This window comes from Duganella sacchari (assembly GCF_900143065.1).
GTDB classification, from domain to species: Bacteria; Pseudomonadota; Gammaproteobacteria; order Burkholderiales; family Burkholderiaceae_D; genus Rugamonas; species Rugamonas sacchari.
Genome location: NZ_FRCX01000002.1, coordinates 224,990 through 242,101 on the forward strand (window position 1 = coordinate 224,990; position 17,112 = coordinate 242,101).

At 60.4% G+C, this 17,112-nt stretch carries 15 protein-coding genes; 1 reads left to right on the forward strand and 14 read right to left on the reverse strand.

The genetic code is table 11. The features are described from left to right. Window positions 1-121: 121 nt before the first annotated feature. From tnpC to BUA36_RS30160, 10 genes are all read right to left on the reverse strand, one after another. On the reverse strand, window positions 122-472 hold the full coding sequence (tnpC, locus tag BUA36_RS04975) for a Tn3 family transposase post-transcriptional regulator TnpC (protein WP_072781915.1): 351 nt from the start codon (window positions 470-472) through the stop codon (window positions 122-124). Continuing rightward, window positions 469-3,495 carry a Tn3 family transposase gene (locus BUA36_RS04980; RefSeq protein ID WP_072781917.1) on the reverse strand — a complete coding sequence of 1,009 codons (3,027 nt, stop codon included), beginning with the start codon at window positions 3,493-3,495 and terminating at the stop codon, window positions 469-471. The genes tnpC and BUA36_RS04980 overlap by 4 nt, the downstream gene beginning before the upstream one ends. Before the next feature lie 430 nt (window positions 3,496-3,925). Beyond that, complete coding sequence (locus BUA36_RS04985; protein ID WP_072781919.1) at window positions 3,926-4,105, reverse strand: DUF1289 domain-containing protein; 180 nt, start codon at window positions 4,103-4,105, stop codon at window positions 3,926-3,928. 3 nt (window positions 4,106-4,108) lie between these two features. Then, the gene (gene dmeF, locus BUA36_RS04990) at window positions 4,109-5,383 is read right to left on the reverse strand and encodes a CDF family Co(II)/Ni(II) efflux transporter DmeF (RefSeq protein ID WP_072781921.1); all 1,275 of its coding nucleotides are present in this window, start codon (window positions 5,381-5,383) and stop codon (window positions 4,109-4,111) included. 8 nt (window positions 5,384-5,391) lie between these two features. Continuing rightward, entirely contained in the window at window positions 5,392-5,667 is a 276-nt protein-coding gene (locus BUA36_RS04995; protein ID WP_072782563.1) for a metal/formaldehyde-sensitive transcriptional repressor, read from the reverse strand. Between the two features lie 231 nt (window positions 5,668-5,898). After that, window positions 5,899-6,981: a DMT family transporter gene (locus BUA36_RS05000; protein WP_072781923.1), complete on the reverse strand. Its 1,083-nt coding sequence runs from the start codon at window positions 6,979-6,981 to the stop codon at window positions 5,899-5,901. 77 nt (window positions 6,982-7,058) lie between these two features. Then, a complete protein-coding gene (locus tag BUA36_RS05005) occupies window positions 7,059-10,292 on the reverse strand; it encodes a CusA/CzcA family heavy metal efflux RND transporter (RefSeq protein ID WP_072781925.1) in 3,234 nt (1,077 codons plus the stop codon). Continuing rightward, window positions 10,292-11,461 (reverse strand): efflux RND transporter periplasmic adaptor subunit, encoded by a 1,170-nt coding sequence (locus BUA36_RS05010; protein ID WP_020704773.1) that lies wholly within the window; start codon window positions 11,459-11,461, stop codon window positions 10,292-10,294. The genes BUA36_RS05005 and BUA36_RS05010 overlap by 1 nt, the downstream gene beginning before the upstream one ends. Beyond that, window positions 11,458-12,792, reverse strand: a complete 1,335-nt coding sequence (locus tag BUA36_RS05015) for a TolC family protein (protein WP_139260349.1) — start codon at window positions 12,790-12,792, stop codon at window positions 11,458-11,460. The genes BUA36_RS05010 and BUA36_RS05015 overlap by 4 nt, the downstream gene beginning before the upstream one ends. Before the next feature lie 89 nt (window positions 12,793-12,881). Further along, complete coding sequence (locus BUA36_RS30160) at window positions 12,882-13,286, reverse strand: hypothetical protein (RefSeq protein ID WP_139260350.1); 405 nt, start codon at window positions 13,284-13,286, stop codon at window positions 12,882-12,884. A 69-nt stretch (window positions 13,287-13,355) separates the two neighbouring features. Between BUA36_RS30160 and BUA36_RS05025 the strand changes: the two genes are divergently transcribed. Further along, window positions 13,356-13,625: a metal-sensing transcriptional repressor gene (locus BUA36_RS05025; protein ID WP_026334957.1), complete on the forward strand. Its 270-nt coding sequence runs from the start codon at window positions 13,356-13,358 to the stop codon at window positions 13,623-13,625. Between the two features lie 244 nt (window positions 13,626-13,869). Here BUA36_RS05025 and BUA36_RS05030 read toward each other — a convergent pair whose 3' ends face one another. The 4 genes from BUA36_RS05030 to BUA36_RS05045 are packed head-to-tail and all read right to left on the reverse strand — an operon-like array spanning window position 13,870 to window position 17,107. After that, window positions 13,870-14,304: an EamA family transporter gene (locus tag BUA36_RS05030; RefSeq protein ID WP_020704769.1), complete on the reverse strand. Its 435-nt coding sequence runs from the start codon at window positions 14,302-14,304 to the stop codon at window positions 13,870-13,872. A gap of 28 nt (window positions 14,305-14,332) precedes the next feature. Next, window positions 14,333-15,685: a sensor histidine kinase gene (locus tag BUA36_RS05035; RefSeq protein WP_072781928.1), complete on the reverse strand. Its 1,353-nt coding sequence runs from the start codon at window positions 15,683-15,685 to the stop codon at window positions 14,333-14,335. Further along, entirely contained in the window at window positions 15,661-16,326 is a 666-nt protein-coding gene (locus tag BUA36_RS05040) for a response regulator transcription factor (RefSeq protein ID WP_072781930.1), read from the reverse strand. The genes BUA36_RS05035 and BUA36_RS05040 overlap by 25 nt, the downstream gene beginning before the upstream one ends. A 22-nt stretch (window positions 16,327-16,348) precedes the next feature. Continuing rightward, window positions 16,349-17,107: a COG4705 family protein gene (locus tag BUA36_RS05045; protein ID WP_020704766.1), complete on the reverse strand. Its 759-nt coding sequence runs from the start codon at window positions 17,105-17,107 to the stop codon at window positions 16,349-16,351. Window positions 17,108-17,112: the final 5 nt, after the last annotated feature.

Below are 17,112 nucleotides of genomic sequence, written 5' to 3' on the forward strand. Positions count from 1 at the left end.
CCGTAGTGGAGGGTCAGCCGGGATAAGGCCAGTAATAGCACATAAGCGTAAAAGTAATAAAGGTGGCACACTTTAGGCCAAATCGCACATAAGGAACGCCCAGCCCTTCGGCCTCTGGCGATCAGTGACGCGGCTCCAACTTCAGTAGTGGTTCCAACTTGGCAATCCAAGTACGCATTCGCGTGGCCGTCTCTCTCAAGTCGTCCACTATTGTGTCTGCCAGCTCCGGCAGCGTTTCAGCGTCCGTGCCCACGGACATGCCGGCGCCATTGATCACTGTATGCGACATCGCGTGCAGGCGAAGCACCATCTCCCTTAAACTGTTCTCCCCTCTTGCCGCCGATGCTGCGGCATCGATTTCGTCGACAATGCGCAGCAGCATGCTTGTATCGAAGCTGGCTTGCAATTCATCAAGGGCCGCACTATCGACGAGCCCGTATGCGGTTGAGATCGTGTTGGACGTGTCGGTCATGGGTTGTTTCCTGGTTGGTCATTTCGCTTTTTCTCGGATGCTGCCGCCTTGGCCTGTTTCGCCGCCCGCCTGAACTGCGACTCCTTCAGCCACGGCTCAGGTGGACGCTTCATGTCCAGGTGGTAGTTGCCGAACCGTTTGACGCCGAAGGTCCCGTACGGACTCATGTATTCGACATCGGCCGCTGAAACGGGTTCGCCGGCGGCGTGCATTTCCTGCATGATCCTCATCATGTCGACCGTATTTTGCAGGATCACGGCCGAGGCGACCAGGTCGATATAACGCAATCGCTTCTGCTGCTCGTTAAATTCGTTCTCGGCAATGACGTCGCCGCCAAAATCGAGCCATTTGGTGAAAGCGTGATAAGACTCGATTTTATTCGTTGTCGCGGTCACTTCCTGCCGCATTTCCTTGCTGGAGATCCAGCGCAGCAAGTACACCGTGCGCAGCACCCTGCCAAGTTCACGCGTCGCGGCAAACAGGCGATTGTGCCGGCCTTCGTGGCTCAGTTTGCGCAACAGCATGGGCGACGAAATACGGCCGGTCTGGATCGATATCGCCACCTGCATCAGATCCTGCCAGTGGTCGGCGATCCGGTCCCAGTCGACCACATCGGTGAACAGCCGATCGATGTGCTGATACGAAGCGGCCTTCGTCGGCCGGTAGAATTTCAAATCCTTCCAATTGCGGATGCGGGGCATCAGCTGGATACCCAGCAAATGCGTGAAGGCAAAGACGGTCTCTGACTGGCCGTGGGTATCCGAATACACCGTATCGGCCTGCACACTCAATCCCGCCTTCATCAAGCCTTCGATAACATACAAGGCCTCGAACACACCCGGCGGTATAAAGCTCCTGAAGTTGGCGATGTAGTTGTCCGCCACATGGCGGTACGCCACGGCGCCTTTTTTCCGGTACCGGAAATGCATGCCGACCAGCATATTCTGCTCGTAGAATTCGTATTGCGTGCCGTCGGCGGCCACCTTCTTGCCTTCGCCCCACAGCTTTGGCAGCTCCAGACGCAGGTATAGCTCGGTGAGGTCGCGACAGGCGTTGTCGAGCTGTTCTAGGCCCATGTGGCGCTGGTTCGAGTAGGACAGCTGGTGGGGCGTCACGCCGTTGGATAGGTGCCGAGCCGCTTGGGTCGGCCCCAGATTGCAGCCCATCGCAAAGACGGTGAGCAAGTAGCGTTCGCGCGCGTTGCGCAGCTTGGGTTCGTCGCCGGAGAGCGGTCCAAAATTACGCGTAAAAGCGGTCCAATGTTCGATATTGGCCAGGATATCGAGCAGGTTTCGAGGGACGGTGCGGGCTTCGATCGCCGCCTGCAGCGCGATAGCTGAGGCAGGCACTTCGCGGGCCGTGCTACGCCGCACTGTTGGCTCGCCATTGCTGCCGATGGTGAAGTCGCCGATGTTGGCGGGGAAGCCCTTGTCAACCTCGGTGGCGGTGTCCGTCAACAGTTTCTTGAGGCCGTCGACGAAATCCTTCGCGTTGTCGGCGATACCGACGCGATCGCAGTATGCGGGCAGCAACGCCTGGCACTCGTCCCAGGGCAACAGTTGCTTGCGGTAATCGGCGAAAGAGCTGGAACCGTCGATGCACACGTCCCCGGACCGCAGGTCGCTACTCAGATGGCTGAAGACGCAGACTTCAAGATGGCGGCGGTTCGTGGGATTACCCAAGCCGTGCGACCGCCGCACCAGCTTGCGCCACCGTTCGGAGGCAAAGCTCAAGGACACTTCGGTCGCAATCCATTCGGTCTTCTTGTGCTCGTTTTCCAGCACGACATCGAGGGCGTCGAGCAGGCTGCGGTCCGCCGTCGCCGCCTGAAAGCGCAAGACCTTGGCCATCCTGAACATACCGGCCCGCCAGCTGCTGTAAGGCTTCCACAGTAGCGACAAATGATTTCCACCACTCCAAATCCGAATTGCTTCGCAGTCCGCGCCGAGTTTTTCCAGGTCGCCGTTGGGCGCCAGCAGCTCGCGCACGCGTATACCGGTCGCCGCATCGTCAAGCCCCTCGGCCAGAATCTCCAGCACATGTTCAAGCGTGGCCACCAGCTCCTCGCTCATCTGACGCTGACGTGCCTGGATCGATTGCAATTCCTCGCGCGCGCTTTTGTGCATGGTGCCCACCCGCCGGATGAACATCTCGGCGATATCATCGCGCGCGCTCACGCGCATCTGCCGGATCAGCGCCAGGATGAATGTGTGGCGCTTGGCGGGCGTGAAGTCCTTCATGTCGCCGGCGTCGAGCGCCGAGGCCATGTCGGCGATATGCTTGAGCTTGGTCGTCGGCACACCATCGAGCAGTACGTCGCTGTCGGGCAGCAATTCGAGCCAGTCGAGCTGGTCCAGCACGGCGTCGAGGTGCTTGCGCGATGTCTTCTTGGCGGACCGCTTGATCTTGTTGTACAGCGTCCTGCGCAAAGGCAGCTCCGCATTGAGCAGTGAATCAAGCCATTTTCGCTGCTCTTCGGTGAGCCGTTTGGCAATACTCGCGTGCAGTTCAAGTTCGGCCGCCGCATAGGCCTGCTCGGCGATTTCGTCGATCGTGCGGTACACGGGCAACTCGTATCCAAGCCGCACCAGTTCGTCGATCGTAATGTTGATGATATCGGTGCGTGTGTCGACCACAGCGGCGGCGGTCTTTGCGATACCGATGGCCAAGGGCCGGGTATGGGCATCGGTATACGATTTCACACCGAGCAGCGCGCGGATCGCCTTGTGATGGCGGTACAGTGCGGTGGGGCTGGGATAGTCGATGGCCTGTGCCGGCGGCATGGCCAGGGTGGCGGACACATGCTCCACGACATCCGGCGGTATCTCCTCCAGTGCGGGAAAATACCGCAGGAACTGGAAGCACTTGAGCAGTACCAATAGCGATAGACGCCTATCGGGACTTCGGGAGTTACCTTGCGCCCATTCAATCTCGTCAGGGCGCGGAGAGAACGATGTCTGGAGATCCTTCAGCGTCAAGGTACGCGGAAATTGCGGATATGCGGTTCTTTCGATGCTCGCCATAGGATCTCACTCCATGAAGGTGCGTTCGCGGGATGTGTCGCATAGCAGCTGCTGCTGCGCTGCGTAAAGGAGATGTATCTCAGCCAATATGAAGTCTTGAGCTGCATCGGAAAGGGCGCGCGGCGAGGATGCCGCAAATGCAGTGGTGGCCGGTGCCGTGGTTGCCAGCGCTGTCGTCGGTGCAGTCCTGGATTGCAAAGATCCAGGCATGGATAGACTGTTTCAAGCGCGTTCGTCATCGCAATATATCGGCAACGGCCTTGTGAGAAAGTTGTTAAAAATAATGCATCGTTTACTAGTTTTTTGTCAAGCCAAAATCGCGGGATTGAACTAAGATCGGTGGTGAAAAAATGCCAATGGGAATCATGATGGGCTATGACCCAAATGACATTTGATTTACTGAAGAATTCCAGTCTTGTAATTCCCTACTCTAGCCCGAACCTAGCACCTTAGCCTGTCGGCGTGTGCGTTCTCCAAGGATTTGATGGCGGCGGTGATCCGTCATTTTCTTCCACTGGCGGCACTCTTCACGAGTGCGCCAGCACCCGATGCACGCGCCAGTTTTTCCGTCGAATTTGCACAACTCGATGCAGGGAGACTTTACGCTCATACGTCAAGCCGCTAATGGAGAATGCACTTCAACAGTGATGTGCGAAAGCCCCTTCTGGTGCTGCAGTCGGCAATGATAGAACGCTGGCCCACGCTGCTCACTGGTGGCCACGGAAACCACCGCGCCAAAATGGCCTGGGCCCAGGCGCCACACGTGAAGATCCAGCAGTTTGTCGCCAGCACCTTCGATCACACCGCGCACCTTGTTGGCCATGGAATCGTCGGAGCTGACGTCGACCAAGATCCTCCCGGTGTCGCGCAGCAGTCCGTACGACCAGTTTGCGATGACCAAGGCGCCCACGATGCCTGCGAGCGGATCCATCCACAGCCAGCCAAACGACTTGGCCAGCAGCAGGCCGATGATCACCAGGACCGAGACTGCGGCGTCGGCGATAACGTGGACATAGGCAGCGCGCATGTTGTAGTCGTGGGCGTCGCCGCCGTGATCATCGTGACCATGTGCATGCTCCTCGAAGTGCACTTCGTGCTCGCCGCCCGGCAGCGCCAGGATCACATCGAATCCGTGGGGTTCGGGGATGTCTGATACCGACTCCCAGAACCCCGCTTTTTGGACGAACTGGAATTGCTGGCGCGCACCATCTGGGCGTACCGTCGTGGCGAGTACCTGATGCGACAGCGGTTCGGCGCCGGCATTGGCAAGTACCCGAAACACTGGAGGCACGCCGTCCTCGAAGATCGACAGCGTGTAGACGCCCTCGGCCGTGTGGACATGCCGAATTTCGTCATCATGCTCATCATGAGCTTGCTCACCATGCTCATGCTCATGCTCATGCCCGTGGGTATGACCGTGGTGGTCGCCGCCACTAAGCAGCCAGGCGCTGACGACGTTGACCCCCAAACCCAGTACCGCAATCGGAATGGCTTCATCGAACCGGATCGACACCGGCGCCATCAGGCGAACGACGGCCTCGTAGCCAATCAGCAGCGCGATCATGGCGAGAATGATCGCACTGGAGAATCCGGCCAGGTCGCCTAGTTTTCCGGTACCGAAGACAAAGCGTCTGTCGTTGGCGTGCTTGCGTGCATAGGTATAGGCCAATGCAGCAATCAGCATCGCGCCGGCATGGGTGGACATGTGCAGGCCATCGGCCACCAAGGCCAGCGATCCGAATAGGCTGCCGCCGGCTATCTCGGCAATCATCATCAGGGCGCAAATGAATATGACCGCCCAGGTCTTGCGTTCGTTGCTTTCGTGGCCCGCGCCCAGAAACACGTGATCATGGCCGGCGGAAAAAGGGGCTTCGTATAGTTCGTTCATATAGGGTCTCATTTGAAATAGCTGCGGACGATTTCGATCAACTGTTCCTTGCCGTCGTCCTTGTCGTCGCCTGCATGGTCGACATCGACAAGGTGGGTGCGGATGTGATCTTCGAGTACCACACCGAGCAGGCCGTTCATCGCCCCCCGGCAGCTGGTGATTTGCTGCAGCAGAGCGAGGCAATCACTCTCGTCGACCAGCGCCCGTTCAATGGCATCGACCTGTCCTCGAATGCGGCGCACACGGTTGAGCAGCTTTTGCTTGTCTCGTATGGTATGGCTCATGATGAATAAATATAGTATGGGGGGGTATATTATATGCTGTGGAGACAAACTGCTGGCCAATGTGCTATGCACGCCGCGCATTTGGCGGCGATGTCATCAATTCGATCAGCTTGTCGAGGCGAAGTTTAATTCGTTCTGGTAGCCATCAGAACTAAAAACTGTCCCTGGGCGGCGGCCCAGGCGACGTTTCCAACGTTGGAAGTTGGCCGCTGTCCGAGTTCCCCCTGGCTGTTAGTGCGCGTGACGGTGGTGGATATCAGGGTAGTGCTTATGCGCGTGCCGGATCGGTTCATGCAGATGCGGATGCACATGCGGCTCGCTACCATCCCAATCGAAGTCGTGGTCGTGTTGGTGATGGGCGTCGTGGCTATGCGCGTGCGTATGGTCCAAGACCTCATGCTCATGTTCGTGCTCGTGCGACTCGGTCAGGTGCAGCCAGATGCCGGCGCCCATCAGCGCGGCGGAGCCCCAAAATATCAGGCCCGGCTGCTCTCGCAGCATCAGTAGCGAAACGACCGCGCCAACGAACGGCGCGGCCGAAAAATAGGCGCCGGTGCGCGCCGTGCCCAGATGGCGCAGCGCCAGCACGAACATCACCAAGCTCAGGCCATACCCACACAGACCGACGATGCCGGCCGCCGCCGCGATCGAGACCGTCGGCAGGCTATAACCCAGTGCGAAGGCGATCGCTAGATTGACTGAACCGGCCACCAGGCCTTTTACACAGGCGATCTGCACCGCGTCGCTGGCCGAGACCTTGCGCGTCAGATTATTGTCGATGCCCCAGCAGAGGCACGCTCCGATGATGGCCAACGCACCCCATGGCACGCCGATGGTCGGAACCTGCTCCCACGATAGCAAGACTCCGGCAACGACAATCAGCAGCATGCCGATGAAAATGCGACGATCAAAATTCTCCTTAAACACGAACCAAGCCAGCATTGACGTCAGCACGCCTTCCATGTTCAGCAGGAGGGAGGCGGAGGAAGCTGGCGTCATAGTCAGGCCGAACATCAGCAGCACCGGGCCCGCCACGCCGCCCGCCGCGATGGCACCACCCAACCATTGCAAATCCTTGCGGGTCAACCGCGCTGTATCACCTTGCTCGCTACGCTGCACCAGTGCGCGCAGCAGGTAGAACACCAGCAGGCCAAGACCGCTCCCCATGTACAGCATGCCGGCGAGCGTCACGGGAGCCACCTGACCCACGAGTGATTTAGCGAACGGCGTACTGACGCCGAACAAGGCGGCGGCAAGCAGCGCATAGACGACGCCCTTGTGCAAGCCGGGGTGCTGGTTCGATTCTGTATTCATTGTGATCTTGATCTTACTCCTAAAATTGAAAGGGCCGATGCCCGCGAGCCGGGCATCGGCATAGGCATCGGAAACGACTACACCGCCGCTACCTGACGGATATGCTGAGTTGCGACCTTGGCCCGGCGGCGCAGCACCATGCCGGTGATGGCTGGCAATACGAACAGCGTCAGGATGGTCGAGGTGATCAGGCCGCCAATGACGACCGTTGCAAGCGGCTTTTGCACCTCGGCACCGGTACCGGTGGCGATCGCCATCGGCACGAAGCCCAATGACGCCACCAACGCCGTCATCAGCACAGGACGCAAGCGTTCCATCGCGCCGTCGATCACCGCTGTCGCCGCATCGATACCCTCCGCCAGACGCTTATTGATGGCCGAAATGAGCACCAAGCCGTTCAACACCGCCACGCCGGACACAGCGATGAAACCGACTGCGGCCGAGATCGAGAACGGTATGCCGCGCAGTACCAGCGCGAACACGCCGCCGGCCAGCGCGAGCGGCACCGCCGTCAGCACGGTAGCGGTCAGCATCGCGCTGCCGATCGCCATATACAGCGCGGCAGAGATCAGCACAAAGCAGATTGGCACGATGATAGACAGGCGCTCTGTGGCCGCGCGCAGGTTTTGGAACTGTCCACCCCATTCGATCCACGATCCCGGCGGCAGCCTGACTTCCTTGGCGAGCCTGGCTTGAGCGTCGTCGACATAGCCGCCAAGGTCGCGGCCGACAACGTTCGCTTCCACATAGATGCGGCGTTTGCCGTTGTCGCGGCTCACTTCATTCAACCCCTGGGTGAAGCGGAACTGCGCCAACTGGCGTAGCGGTACCGAAGCGCGCACCTGTTCGCCAGTGGCAGGCAGCATCACTGGCAATGCGCCCAGCTCGTCGAGGTTGTTGCGCAGCTCGCGCGGCAAGCGCACCACAATGTCAAAACGGCGGTCGCCATCGAAGATCTGCCCGGCGGGACGTCCGGCCAGCGCGGTTGAGACCGTATCGGCCACTTCCTTGACGCTCAGCCCGTAGCGGGCGATTGCCGCTCGATCGAAAGCGATATCGAAGGTCGGGAAACCTTCCGTTTGCGCTACCCGCACGTCGGCCGCACCCGGCGTCTTTCGCAGCACCGCCGCTATGCTCCTAGCGCTGGCGGCCAGCTGGTCCAGGTCGTCGCCGAAGATCTTGACCGCGACGTCGCTGCGCACGCCGCCGATCAACTCGTTGAAGCGCATTTCGATGGGCTGGGTGACATCGTAGTTGTTGCCGACCAGCGAGGCGGTCTTGGCGCGGATGCGTTCGATTACCTGTTCCTTGGTAGTCACGCCCGCAGGCCACTCGCCCTTGGGTTTGAGGATGATGTAGTTGTCCGATGCGTTCGGTGGCATCGGGTCAGCAGCCAAGCTGGCCGTACCCGCCTTGGAGTAGACCATCTTGACTTCCGGCAGCGTCATGACCGCGCGTTCCAGCGGCAGGTCGATCGCCACGGACTGGTCGATTGACGTTGACGGGATGCGCACCGACGACAGGTTGAGGTTTTGCTCGTCCAGGGTCGGCATGAATTCCCGTCCGACGAAGGTGAACGCTACCGCAGCCATCACCAGCACGCCTATGCCTGCGCCGACGAACGGCAGCGGACGAGCGACAGCACGCCGCAGCCAGGGCTCGTAACGACTTTTCGTGGCGGCAATCACCCGCACTTCCTTCTCCGAGAATCGCCCCTTCATCAGTACCGCGATCAACGCCGGCACAAACGTCAGCGACAGCACGAACGCCGAGCCCAGTGCTAACATCAGCGTGATGACCATCGGCGAGAACATCTTGCCTTCGACACCCTTGAACGTCAGGCAAGGCAGGAACACCAGGAGGATGACCAACTGGCCGTAAATGGTCGGGCGCAGCATCTCACGTGACGAAGCCACCACTTCTTCCAGCCGTTCCTTGAGCTCCAGGGTCCGGCCTTCGTGATGCTGTCTCTCGGCCAGTCTGCGCAGCGTGTTTTCGACGATGATGACGGCGCCGTCGATGATTAAACCGAAGTCAAGCGCGCCCAGGCTCATCAGATTGCCGGAAATGCCGAGCGCGTTCATGCCGATCGCGCTCATGAGCAGGGACAGCGGAATGACCACTGCCGCGATCATGGCGGCACGCCAGTTGCCCAGCAGCGCAAACAGGATGACGATGACTAGCAGCGCGCCCTCGGACAGATTCTTGGCGACGGTGGAGATCGTCGCCACCACGAGCTGAGAGCGGTCCAGTGTCGGCACGATCGTGACGCCGTTCGGTAACGTCTTGGCGACGTCCTTGAGCTTCTCGCCGACCGCGTGCGCCACGGTGCGGCTATTGGCGCCGACTAGCATCAAGGCGCTGCCGACCACCGTTTCGTAACCGTTGCGGCTGGCCGCGCCGGTGCGCAATTCCCCACCGACAGTGACATTGGCTACCTGCGCCACGGTGATGGGTACACCATTACGCGTGGCCACGACGGCACGGGCGATCTCATCCTGGCTGCGGATGCGTCCGTCGGCCCGCACCAGGTAGGATTCGCCCGAGCGGCGGATGTAGTTTGCGCCCACCGAGACGTTCGCGTCCTCGACGGTACGGGCAAGCTCGGCGAACGAGATGCCCTGGGCCGCCAGTTTGGCCGAATCGGGCTCGACGACGTATTGCTTCACGTAGCCGCCCAGCGAGTCGACGTCGGCCAAGCCAGGCGTGGTGCGCAGTTGCGGGCGCACGATCCAGTCTTGCACCGTGCGCAGATAAGCTAACTGGGCAACCTCATCGGCGAGGTGTTCTCCCTGTTCGGTCAGAAAGCTGCCGTCGCTCTGCCAGCCTGGCTTGCCGTCTTGGCGCGGTGCGTCCTTGCCACCCGGATGGATGTATTCGACGCTGTAGTGGAACACCTCTCCCAAGCCGGTGGACACTGGCCCCATCTGCGGCGTTGCACCTTCAGGCAGGTCCGCCTTGGCGCGCGCCAGGCGTTCCGATACCTGCTGCCGCATGAAATACAGGTCGGCGCTTTCCTTGAAAACCGCCGTGACCTGGCTAAAGCCGTTGCGCGAGAACGAGCGCACGCTTTCCACGCCGTTCAGGCCAGCCAGCGCGGTCTCGATCGGAAACGTCACCCGCTTTTCGATCTCGATCGGGCTCAAGGTCGGCACCACGGTATTGATCTGGACCTGCTTGTTGGTGATGTCGGGGGTCACATCGATGGGCAGCAGGTTCAGTTGCCAGGCGCCCGCCAGCGCGACAACGAGCGTCAAGAAGAGGATCATCCAGCGAGCGCGGACCGAACCGGTCAGTATGGTATCGATCATCATTCTTCCTTGGCGCTTTTGATCATGTCGGCCTTGACCAGGAAGGCATTGCGGGTGGCGACCTGTTCGCCGGCGTTGATGCCGGATACGATCTGCGCCGCCCCTCCGCTGCGTAACCCGACTAGCACTGGCTGAGCACGGAAACCGTCCTTGGTTCGCACAAACAGCACGTCGCGGCCATCGATGTTTTGTACCGCATCCTCCGGCACCACGATGCCGATGGCACCATCCTTGACATGGAGGCGTACCTGAACGCCTTCGCCAACCACCAGACGGCTGGCCGGCGAGACCGGGGTCAGCACCACGGTGGCCGCCCGAGTGCTACCGCTGACGGTCGGGGTCACCGACCGCACTATGGCGGCCACTGATGTGCCACCCGGCGCCAAGATCGTGGCGTTGTCGCCTGCGGCAATGCGGCCGATGTCGGACGCTGACACGGCCGCCTCCACCTGCGCCTGGCCGGCGCCTGCCACCCGGAACAGCTCCGTCTGTGGCTGGACAAAGCCACCGAGCGTCCCCGTCTGCGCGGTGATTTTTCCGTTGATGGGGCTCACCACCGCCACGGATCTACCGTCACCCGATACTTGAGCGGCACGCGCCACCGAGGAGGCGCGCTGCGCTTCACTTTCCGCGACCGCCAGCGCCGATTGCGCTGCCTCCATCTCCTGACGAGGCGTCACCCCCAGCTGAAACAGGCTGAGCTCTCGCGCATAGGCCTTGCGCGCGAGCTCAGCTTTGGCATGAGTCACGCTTCTGTCGGCGGCCATCGTGGTCGCCTCCATGCTGTCTACCTGGGCGAGAGCCTCGCCGGCCCGTACGGTATCACCAAGCTGGCGCTTGAGACGGGAAATATTGCCGGAAGCGCGCGCCACGACCACCGCTTCGCTGTTGGGCGGAGCGGTGACCGTGCCGGCGGCCAAAATTTCGGCCTTCATGCCGCCGTTGGTGACCGATTCCACCGCGATCTTAGCAATCGCCAAGTACTGCGCCGGGATCTTGATCTCCGGGACGCCACTATCTGCCTGCGCGGGTGCCGGCGTTGCAGGTGCCGCCGCTGGCACCTTCCTGGCGTCAAGCCAGTGCGCTGCGCCAAATCCCAGTGCCGCAGCGACGGCGACCATTGCTGCGGCCAACGGCCAATTCATGGTGCGGCGTTCATGTTCCATCATGGTGCTTCTCCAAATGCGATACGGCCTTCGGCCATTGAGAGGGTGGCGATCGCGCGGACACGGGCCAGACGGGCCTCGATGGTGAGCGCTTTCGCTTCGGACTGTGCGCGGCGGATCGCCAGCAGTTCAACCAGCGAGGTCTTTCCGGCGTCGTAGCCGACGCGGCCAAGCCGGTAGGCATCGGACGCCGCGTGCTCTCCCTGTTCAGCGGCTTGCAGGCGTTTTCCGGACGCCAGCACTTGTGCCAGTGCGGACCGATGCAGGGCTACAGCTTCCAGTCGGGCCGCCTCTACCCGCATGGCCGCACCGTTGGCGCGCTCCCTGGCGGCGGTGATGCCGCTCTGATTGCGGTCGAACAACGGAATGCTGGCGGACAAGCCGACGGTGGCCGCGTTCTCGCTGCTCCAGCCGAATTTGCGCACCCCGATGCTTACACCAATATCCGGGATCCAGCGCTTTTCCTCCACCCGTACCTGCGCAGCAACCGCATCGCGTTCAGCCGTGGCGCTCGCCAGTGCCGGTGCGTCGGCTGCCGTCCAACCGTCGGATGGACGAACGGCGGCCGCGACGGACAAAAATGGATGATCGATGTGCGTGAACGATTCGGTTGCTCCGACCAGTGCCGACAGGCGCTCCAGCGCCTCGGTGGCATCGGCCGAGGCCGATTGCACCGCTGCCTGAGCGGCTGCTACGCTGGCGCGGGCCTGCGCCGTGCGCAACTCCGCTTCCCGGCCGGCGTTCACCAGCGCCTGCGCGGCGCGCAGATCGTCCTGTGCCCTGACCAGTTCGGCGTCGGCGACTTCCTGGCGTTGTTGCATAGCCTCGGCGGTGGCGTAGACGACCGCCAGTTCGTTGGCGAAGGTCATACGCGCTAGCCGCTCGCGGGCGACGGCGGCAGCCGATTTGCGCTGTTCGGCATCAATGCGGGCGGACCGCTTGCCGCCGATCTCGAACACCTGTGTGATGGCGTAGGTATCCTGGCGCTGGCTGACGCCCCCGGACTTGGGCGCACCAAGGTTCTCGGCAGTGACGCTTAGCGTCGGATTAATCCAGGCGCTAGCTTGGCGCGCGTCCGCAGTAGCGGCCCGAAGGTTGGCCGCTTGTTCGAGCAACTGGGGCGCGTTAGCCTGGGCTTGAACCAGGAGTACTGAGAAAGACGGTGTCTCGGCGGCGTGACTCGGCAAATAGCTTGCGCCAAGGAACAGGCAAAGTAGCGCACCACGGAGTGCGCCTGATCGTGATGCGAAATTGGATTGCTGTGTCGGGCGGACGCGAACATCCACCAGAACGCCACACGACCAAGCGCGCGGACGTATAGAAATTTTATGCATGAAAAGCCTCTACTGGATTGAACTGGATGCAGTACGGCGGGCCGTGACGTGACCATCAGGCGGTCACGCATGACGAACGAACCCGCAGTTTAGGCGGGGGGACGAGGAGGCCGAAGCAGAGGAATGGTTGTTCGATCAGAGAACGTATCAATCGCGAAGCGCGGCGGTGTGCTTGGGGTATCCGCAAGAGGCAGCTTATTGCATGCCGGAATCAAAATATGCAGGGTGCAGCCGTGCTCGTAGTCGGCCAGATGCTGCGCCGATTTCTGCGAATTGTCTTCGTGGGAACTGGAATTGACCCCGTCGTCACTTTCATCGTCATCGTCATCGTGGTGATGCAGGACATGGGCGTCGTGCTCCGCCATATGCTTGGCGACGAATTCCAAACCGTGCGCGCTGCCGCTGCTCATTACGTGGACGAGATTACGCTCCGCAACAGCAATCGCTTGCCACGGAAGTAACATCACCAAGAGAATGAGGAGCGCCTTCTTCATATCGGGAGAGTGCTGGCGGGGCTTATAGTTGCGTTTGGATCGGTTATTATATCCCCCTAGGAGGATATAATGTCAACTCATACTTCGCATCCGGCGATCATCAAACGACTGAAAAGAGCCAACGGGCATCTAGCCAGCATCGTCACCATGCTGGAAGAGCAGCGCGCGTGCCTGGACATCGTGCAGCAGCTGCAGGCTGTAGAAAGTGCCATCAATTCCGCCAAGAAGGCGCTGATTCACGACCATATCGGCGAATGCCTGATGCATACGATCGGCCCAGACAACACCACCCGCCAGCAGGTCCTCGAAGAATTCCAAGCCATCACCAAATATCTTTAGCTACCTAATTTAGAGGCAGAGAGGGCCAACTCGAGGGGCGGCCGGGATTCGTGTAAAAATACCGAAATCCTGCTGTAAGTTATTGATTTATTGACGAGGTCTTGCCGGCACACTTGTAGTTTGTTTCCAAGAGCTCGGCATCTTGTTGTGCCTCCCGCAACAGCTGGCAGCCGGCCTGTCCGGCCCGATCTCGGTCTCAATCAGACCCGCGACAACGTCGCCACGGCGGCCCCGAGGATTGCAGTTATCGCTTGAACGCCAACAACAGAACCCCTCCGGCGACCATCGCAATGCCGGACCACTCGCGAAGTGACGGGCGCTCGCCCAGAAAGGTGAAAGCAAACACCGCCACGAGAACAAGACTGAGTTTATCGACTGGCGCAACCTTAGATGCATCGCCGATCTTGAGCGCACGGAAGTAGCATACCCACGATACCCCTGTTGCCAAGCCGGACAACCCAAGGAAAAGCCATGTCTTGAGTGATAGTTCGAAAGGGTTGGCCCATTTTCCCGTGTAGGCGACGAACGCCGACAGGACGACCATGATGATTGCCGTTCGGATCAAGGTGGCCAGATCGGAATCAACCCCCTGGATGCCCACCTTGGCAAAAATGGCCGTCAGGGCCGCAAAGATAGCGGATAGTAAAGCCCAATAGAACCAACCAACTGAAGTAACCATTTCACCCCTCCTCACGTTTCTCACTCTGTTACCTCATGGGAACGATAACGGTAACATTTAAGCCGATTTGCTGAGATTCGTCTGCGAAGGCGAGGCGAATTTCAGCACCGATGCGATTGGTAATCGTTTGGACAATGGACAGCCCCAGGCCCGAGCCAATTTGCTCGCTACCCATTGTGCGGTAGAAGGGGTCAAAAACCCGGTGCCTTTCGGCCAATGGAATGCCTGGCCCGTTGTCTTGGATGCGCAACTCGGCCTTCCCATCCGCTACGCCCACGGAAAGATCGATCCGCCCCCCCTCTGGCGTATAGCGGATGGCGTTATCGACGAGGTTCTTAACCACGGCTATCATGTCCATCTCACTGGCCCATACTTCGACGTCGTGGGCGCCTTCGAAGCCGATGTCGATGTGCTTCACTTCGGCCAGCGGCATGAGGTCTTCCACTACGCGCCGGTAGATGCCCTGAACGGATACCGGCGATTTCGGCAGTTCGGTCGCCGACTGTGCCTTGGCCAAAGTCAAGAGTTGATCCAGCAGGCTTCGGCCGCGCTCAATCCCTTGGCGCAAGACCATCAGCCGCTCGCGTGCCAAGCTGGACATTTCCGCATTTGCCAGCCGCTCTGCTTGCAGCGATATGGCGGTCAACGGCGAGCGCAGCTCGTGCGCGGCATCAGCCACAAAGCGGCGTTGAGAATCCATAGACTGTCCGACACGTTCGAGCAGCCGATTGATCGCCATGGCGAATGGGCGCACCTCGACCGGAAGGTGGCGGCCTTCGATGGGGTGCAATTCCTGCTCAGCCCGCTGGTCGATTTCCTTGGAAAGCGCCGCAATGGGCTGGAACATTTTGCGCACTAGGTCGGCGACGATCAACAGCAGAACCGGAACGAGTATCAGGAAAGGCATCACGGTGCGCAGCGCCCCATCGCGGGCGATTTCATTGCGGAAGCCGGACTCCTGAGCCACGGCAATGCGTCCACCTGCATCCAGGGTCTTAACAAGCACGCGGAATGTCTCGCCGCTGATCTCCAGCGTATGTAGTCCATCCGCTAAGGTTGTTGGGAGCGAAAGCGGCCCTCCGGCATCCACGTCGACCTGAGAGGGGTTGGTCTCGTCCAAGCGCTGGACAATCACGCGCGATTCTTCATCGACATCCTTGAGATGGGTATTGGTGGTCAGTGGGGCCGGTGAGAGGCGCTGTCGATCCATGAGCTGCGCCACCTGGCGCAGTACGTCATCCTGTAGTTCATGGGCCTCATCGAAAGCAGACAGAAATGAGAAAACACCTGCGACAATGGCCACCACGAGGATAGCCAACGACAGCGTGAAGGACAGCTTGAGCTGAATCGATTCGTTCAATCGTTTTTTGAGACCATCCATCCGAGCCCCCTGATGTTCTTGATGACTGCGCTGCCGAGCTTGCGCCGCAGCGCGTGGATCAGATATTCGACGGCATTGCTTTCGACCTCATCTCCCCAGCCGTAAATGCGATCCTCCAGATCGCTGCGCGAGAGGATCGCCCCGGGCCGAACCAACAGGGCTTGCAGCAGCGAGAACTCGCGGTTCGACATTTGCACTTCGACGTCACCATCGACGCAGGCCACTTTGGTGGCCGGGTCGAGCGTCACCACACCGTTGCTGAGTACGGGCGTTGCGGTGCCGCCCTTGCGCCGCAGCACAGCGCGCATACGGGCTAGCAGCTCTGCCATTTGAAAGGGCTTGGATACGTAGTCGTCTGCCCCGCCATCCAGGCCGCGCAGGCGATCATCCAGGCCATCGCGCGCCGTGATGATGAGCAGTGGAATCGGGTTGTCCTTGGCACGGATGCTGGTGAGCACCTCTAGCCCATCCTTGCCAGGCAGACCCAGGTCGAGGAGCACCAGGTCGTAGTGTTGACAGCTCAGCGTTGCGAGGGCGGTTGACCCGTCCTTCACCCAATCGGCGGCATAAGACCCATCTTTCAGTGCGCCTTGAATCGCGTCACCGATCATGGGATCGTCTTCGACTAGCAATACCCGCATTCCTCCTCCTTTCAATCGCTATTCAATGCGCCGTCCTGGCTGCCCGCTGCCTAAATAGCAGGATCGCGGTCAGCATGAAGGCCAGCAGTGCGGCCGAGGCCGAATAGCGATTCAGCGCCAGACCGCCTGCGCTCAGTGGCTTGTCCAGAAAGTCCCCGACCACGGCGCCAAGCGGGCGGGTCAGGATGAACGCCGCCCAGAACAACAGCGTGCGGGACACTATCGTCCAGTAATAGGCCGCCACGACTAGCGTGAGCAACCCGATGAACACAACGGCCGCGCCGGTGTAACCCAGCCCCGCTGTGTCTGCAGTCCAGTCACCCAGCGCCGTGCCCAGTGTCTGGGAGAACATAATTGTCAACCAGTAGAAGGCTTCCGCCTTGGGCGAGCTGACGGTACTCACTGATACCGAGCCGAGGGTCCGGTGCCAGACGAGAAGCGAGCCGAGCAACAATGCAAGCAGCAAGCTCGAACCGCCAGCGTACCCGATTCCGAGCGAACGGTCAGCAAAATCGGCCAGCGTCGTACCAACCGTGGTGGTGGCGATGATGGTGGTCCAGTACAAAAACGGGTGGAAGCCCTTGGCCTTAACCTGCGCGACTACGGCAGCTAAGAAGATCACCCCGAAGATGCCCGTGCCTATCAGGTAGCCCAGGTTCATGGACATCGAGACGGCATCGCCGCCGGTTTCGCCGAGTGTCGTGGCGGCAATCTTAATGAGCCAGAAGCCCAGCGTGACTTCGGGCACCTTGGCCAGAGTGTGTTCGGTGGATATTTTCATGGGGA

Bases quoted from the DNA above. Each gene is read 5' to 3' on its own strand.
- BUA36_RS05025 (WP_026334957.1), top strand. From the start codon at position 13,356: ATGTCAACTCATACTTCGCATCCGGCGATCATCAAACGACTGAAAAGA.
- tnpC (WP_072781915.1), bottom strand. From the start codon at position 472: ATGACCGACACGTCCAACACGATCTCAACCGCATACGGGCTCGTCGAT.
- BUA36_RS05045 (WP_020704766.1), bottom strand. From the start codon at position 17,107: ATGAAAATATCCACCGAACACACTCTGGCCAAGGTGCCCGAAGTCACG.
- BUA36_RS05030 (WP_020704769.1), bottom strand. From the start codon at position 14,304: ATGGTTACTTCAGTTGGTTGGTTCTATTGGGCTTTACTATCCGCTATC.
- BUA36_RS05005 (WP_072781925.1), bottom strand. From the start codon at position 10,292: ATGATCGATACCATACTGACCGGTTCGGTCCGCGCTCGCTGGATGATC.
- BUA36_RS05040 (WP_072781930.1), bottom strand. From the start codon at position 16,326: ATGCGGGTATTGCTAGTCGAAGACGATCCCATGATCGGTGACGCGATT.
- dmeF (WP_072781921.1), bottom strand. From the start codon at position 5,383: ATGAACGAACTATACGAAGCCCCTTTTTCCGCCGGCCATGATCACGTG.
- BUA36_RS05015 (WP_139260349.1), bottom strand. From the start codon at position 12,792: ATGCATAAAATTTCTATACGTCCGCGCGCTTGGTCGTGTGGCGTTCTG.
- BUA36_RS04985 (WP_072781919.1), bottom strand. From the start codon at position 4,105: ATGAGCGTAAAGTCTCCCTGCATCGAGTTGTGCAAATTCGACGGAAAA.
- BUA36_RS30160 (WP_139260350.1), bottom strand. From the start codon at position 13,286: ATGAAGAAGGCGCTCCTCATTCTCTTGGTGATGTTACTTCCGTGGCAA.
- BUA36_RS05035 (WP_072781928.1), bottom strand. From the start codon at position 15,685: ATGGATGGTCTCAAAAAACGATTGAACGAATCGATTCAGCTCAAGCTG.
- BUA36_RS05000 (WP_072781923.1), bottom strand. From the start codon at position 6,981: ATGAATACAGAATCGAACCAGCACCCCGGCTTGCACAAGGGCGTCGTC.
- BUA36_RS04995 (WP_072782563.1), bottom strand. From the start codon at position 5,667: ATGAGCCATACCATACGAGACAAGCAAAAGCTGCTCAACCGTGTGCGC.
- BUA36_RS05010 (WP_020704773.1), bottom strand. From the start codon at position 11,461: ATGATGGAACATGAACGCCGCACCATGAATTGGCCGTTGGCCGCAGCA.
- BUA36_RS04980 (WP_072781917.1), bottom strand. From the start codon at position 3,495: ATGGCGAGCATCGAAAGAACCGCATATCCGCAATTTCCGCGTACCTTG.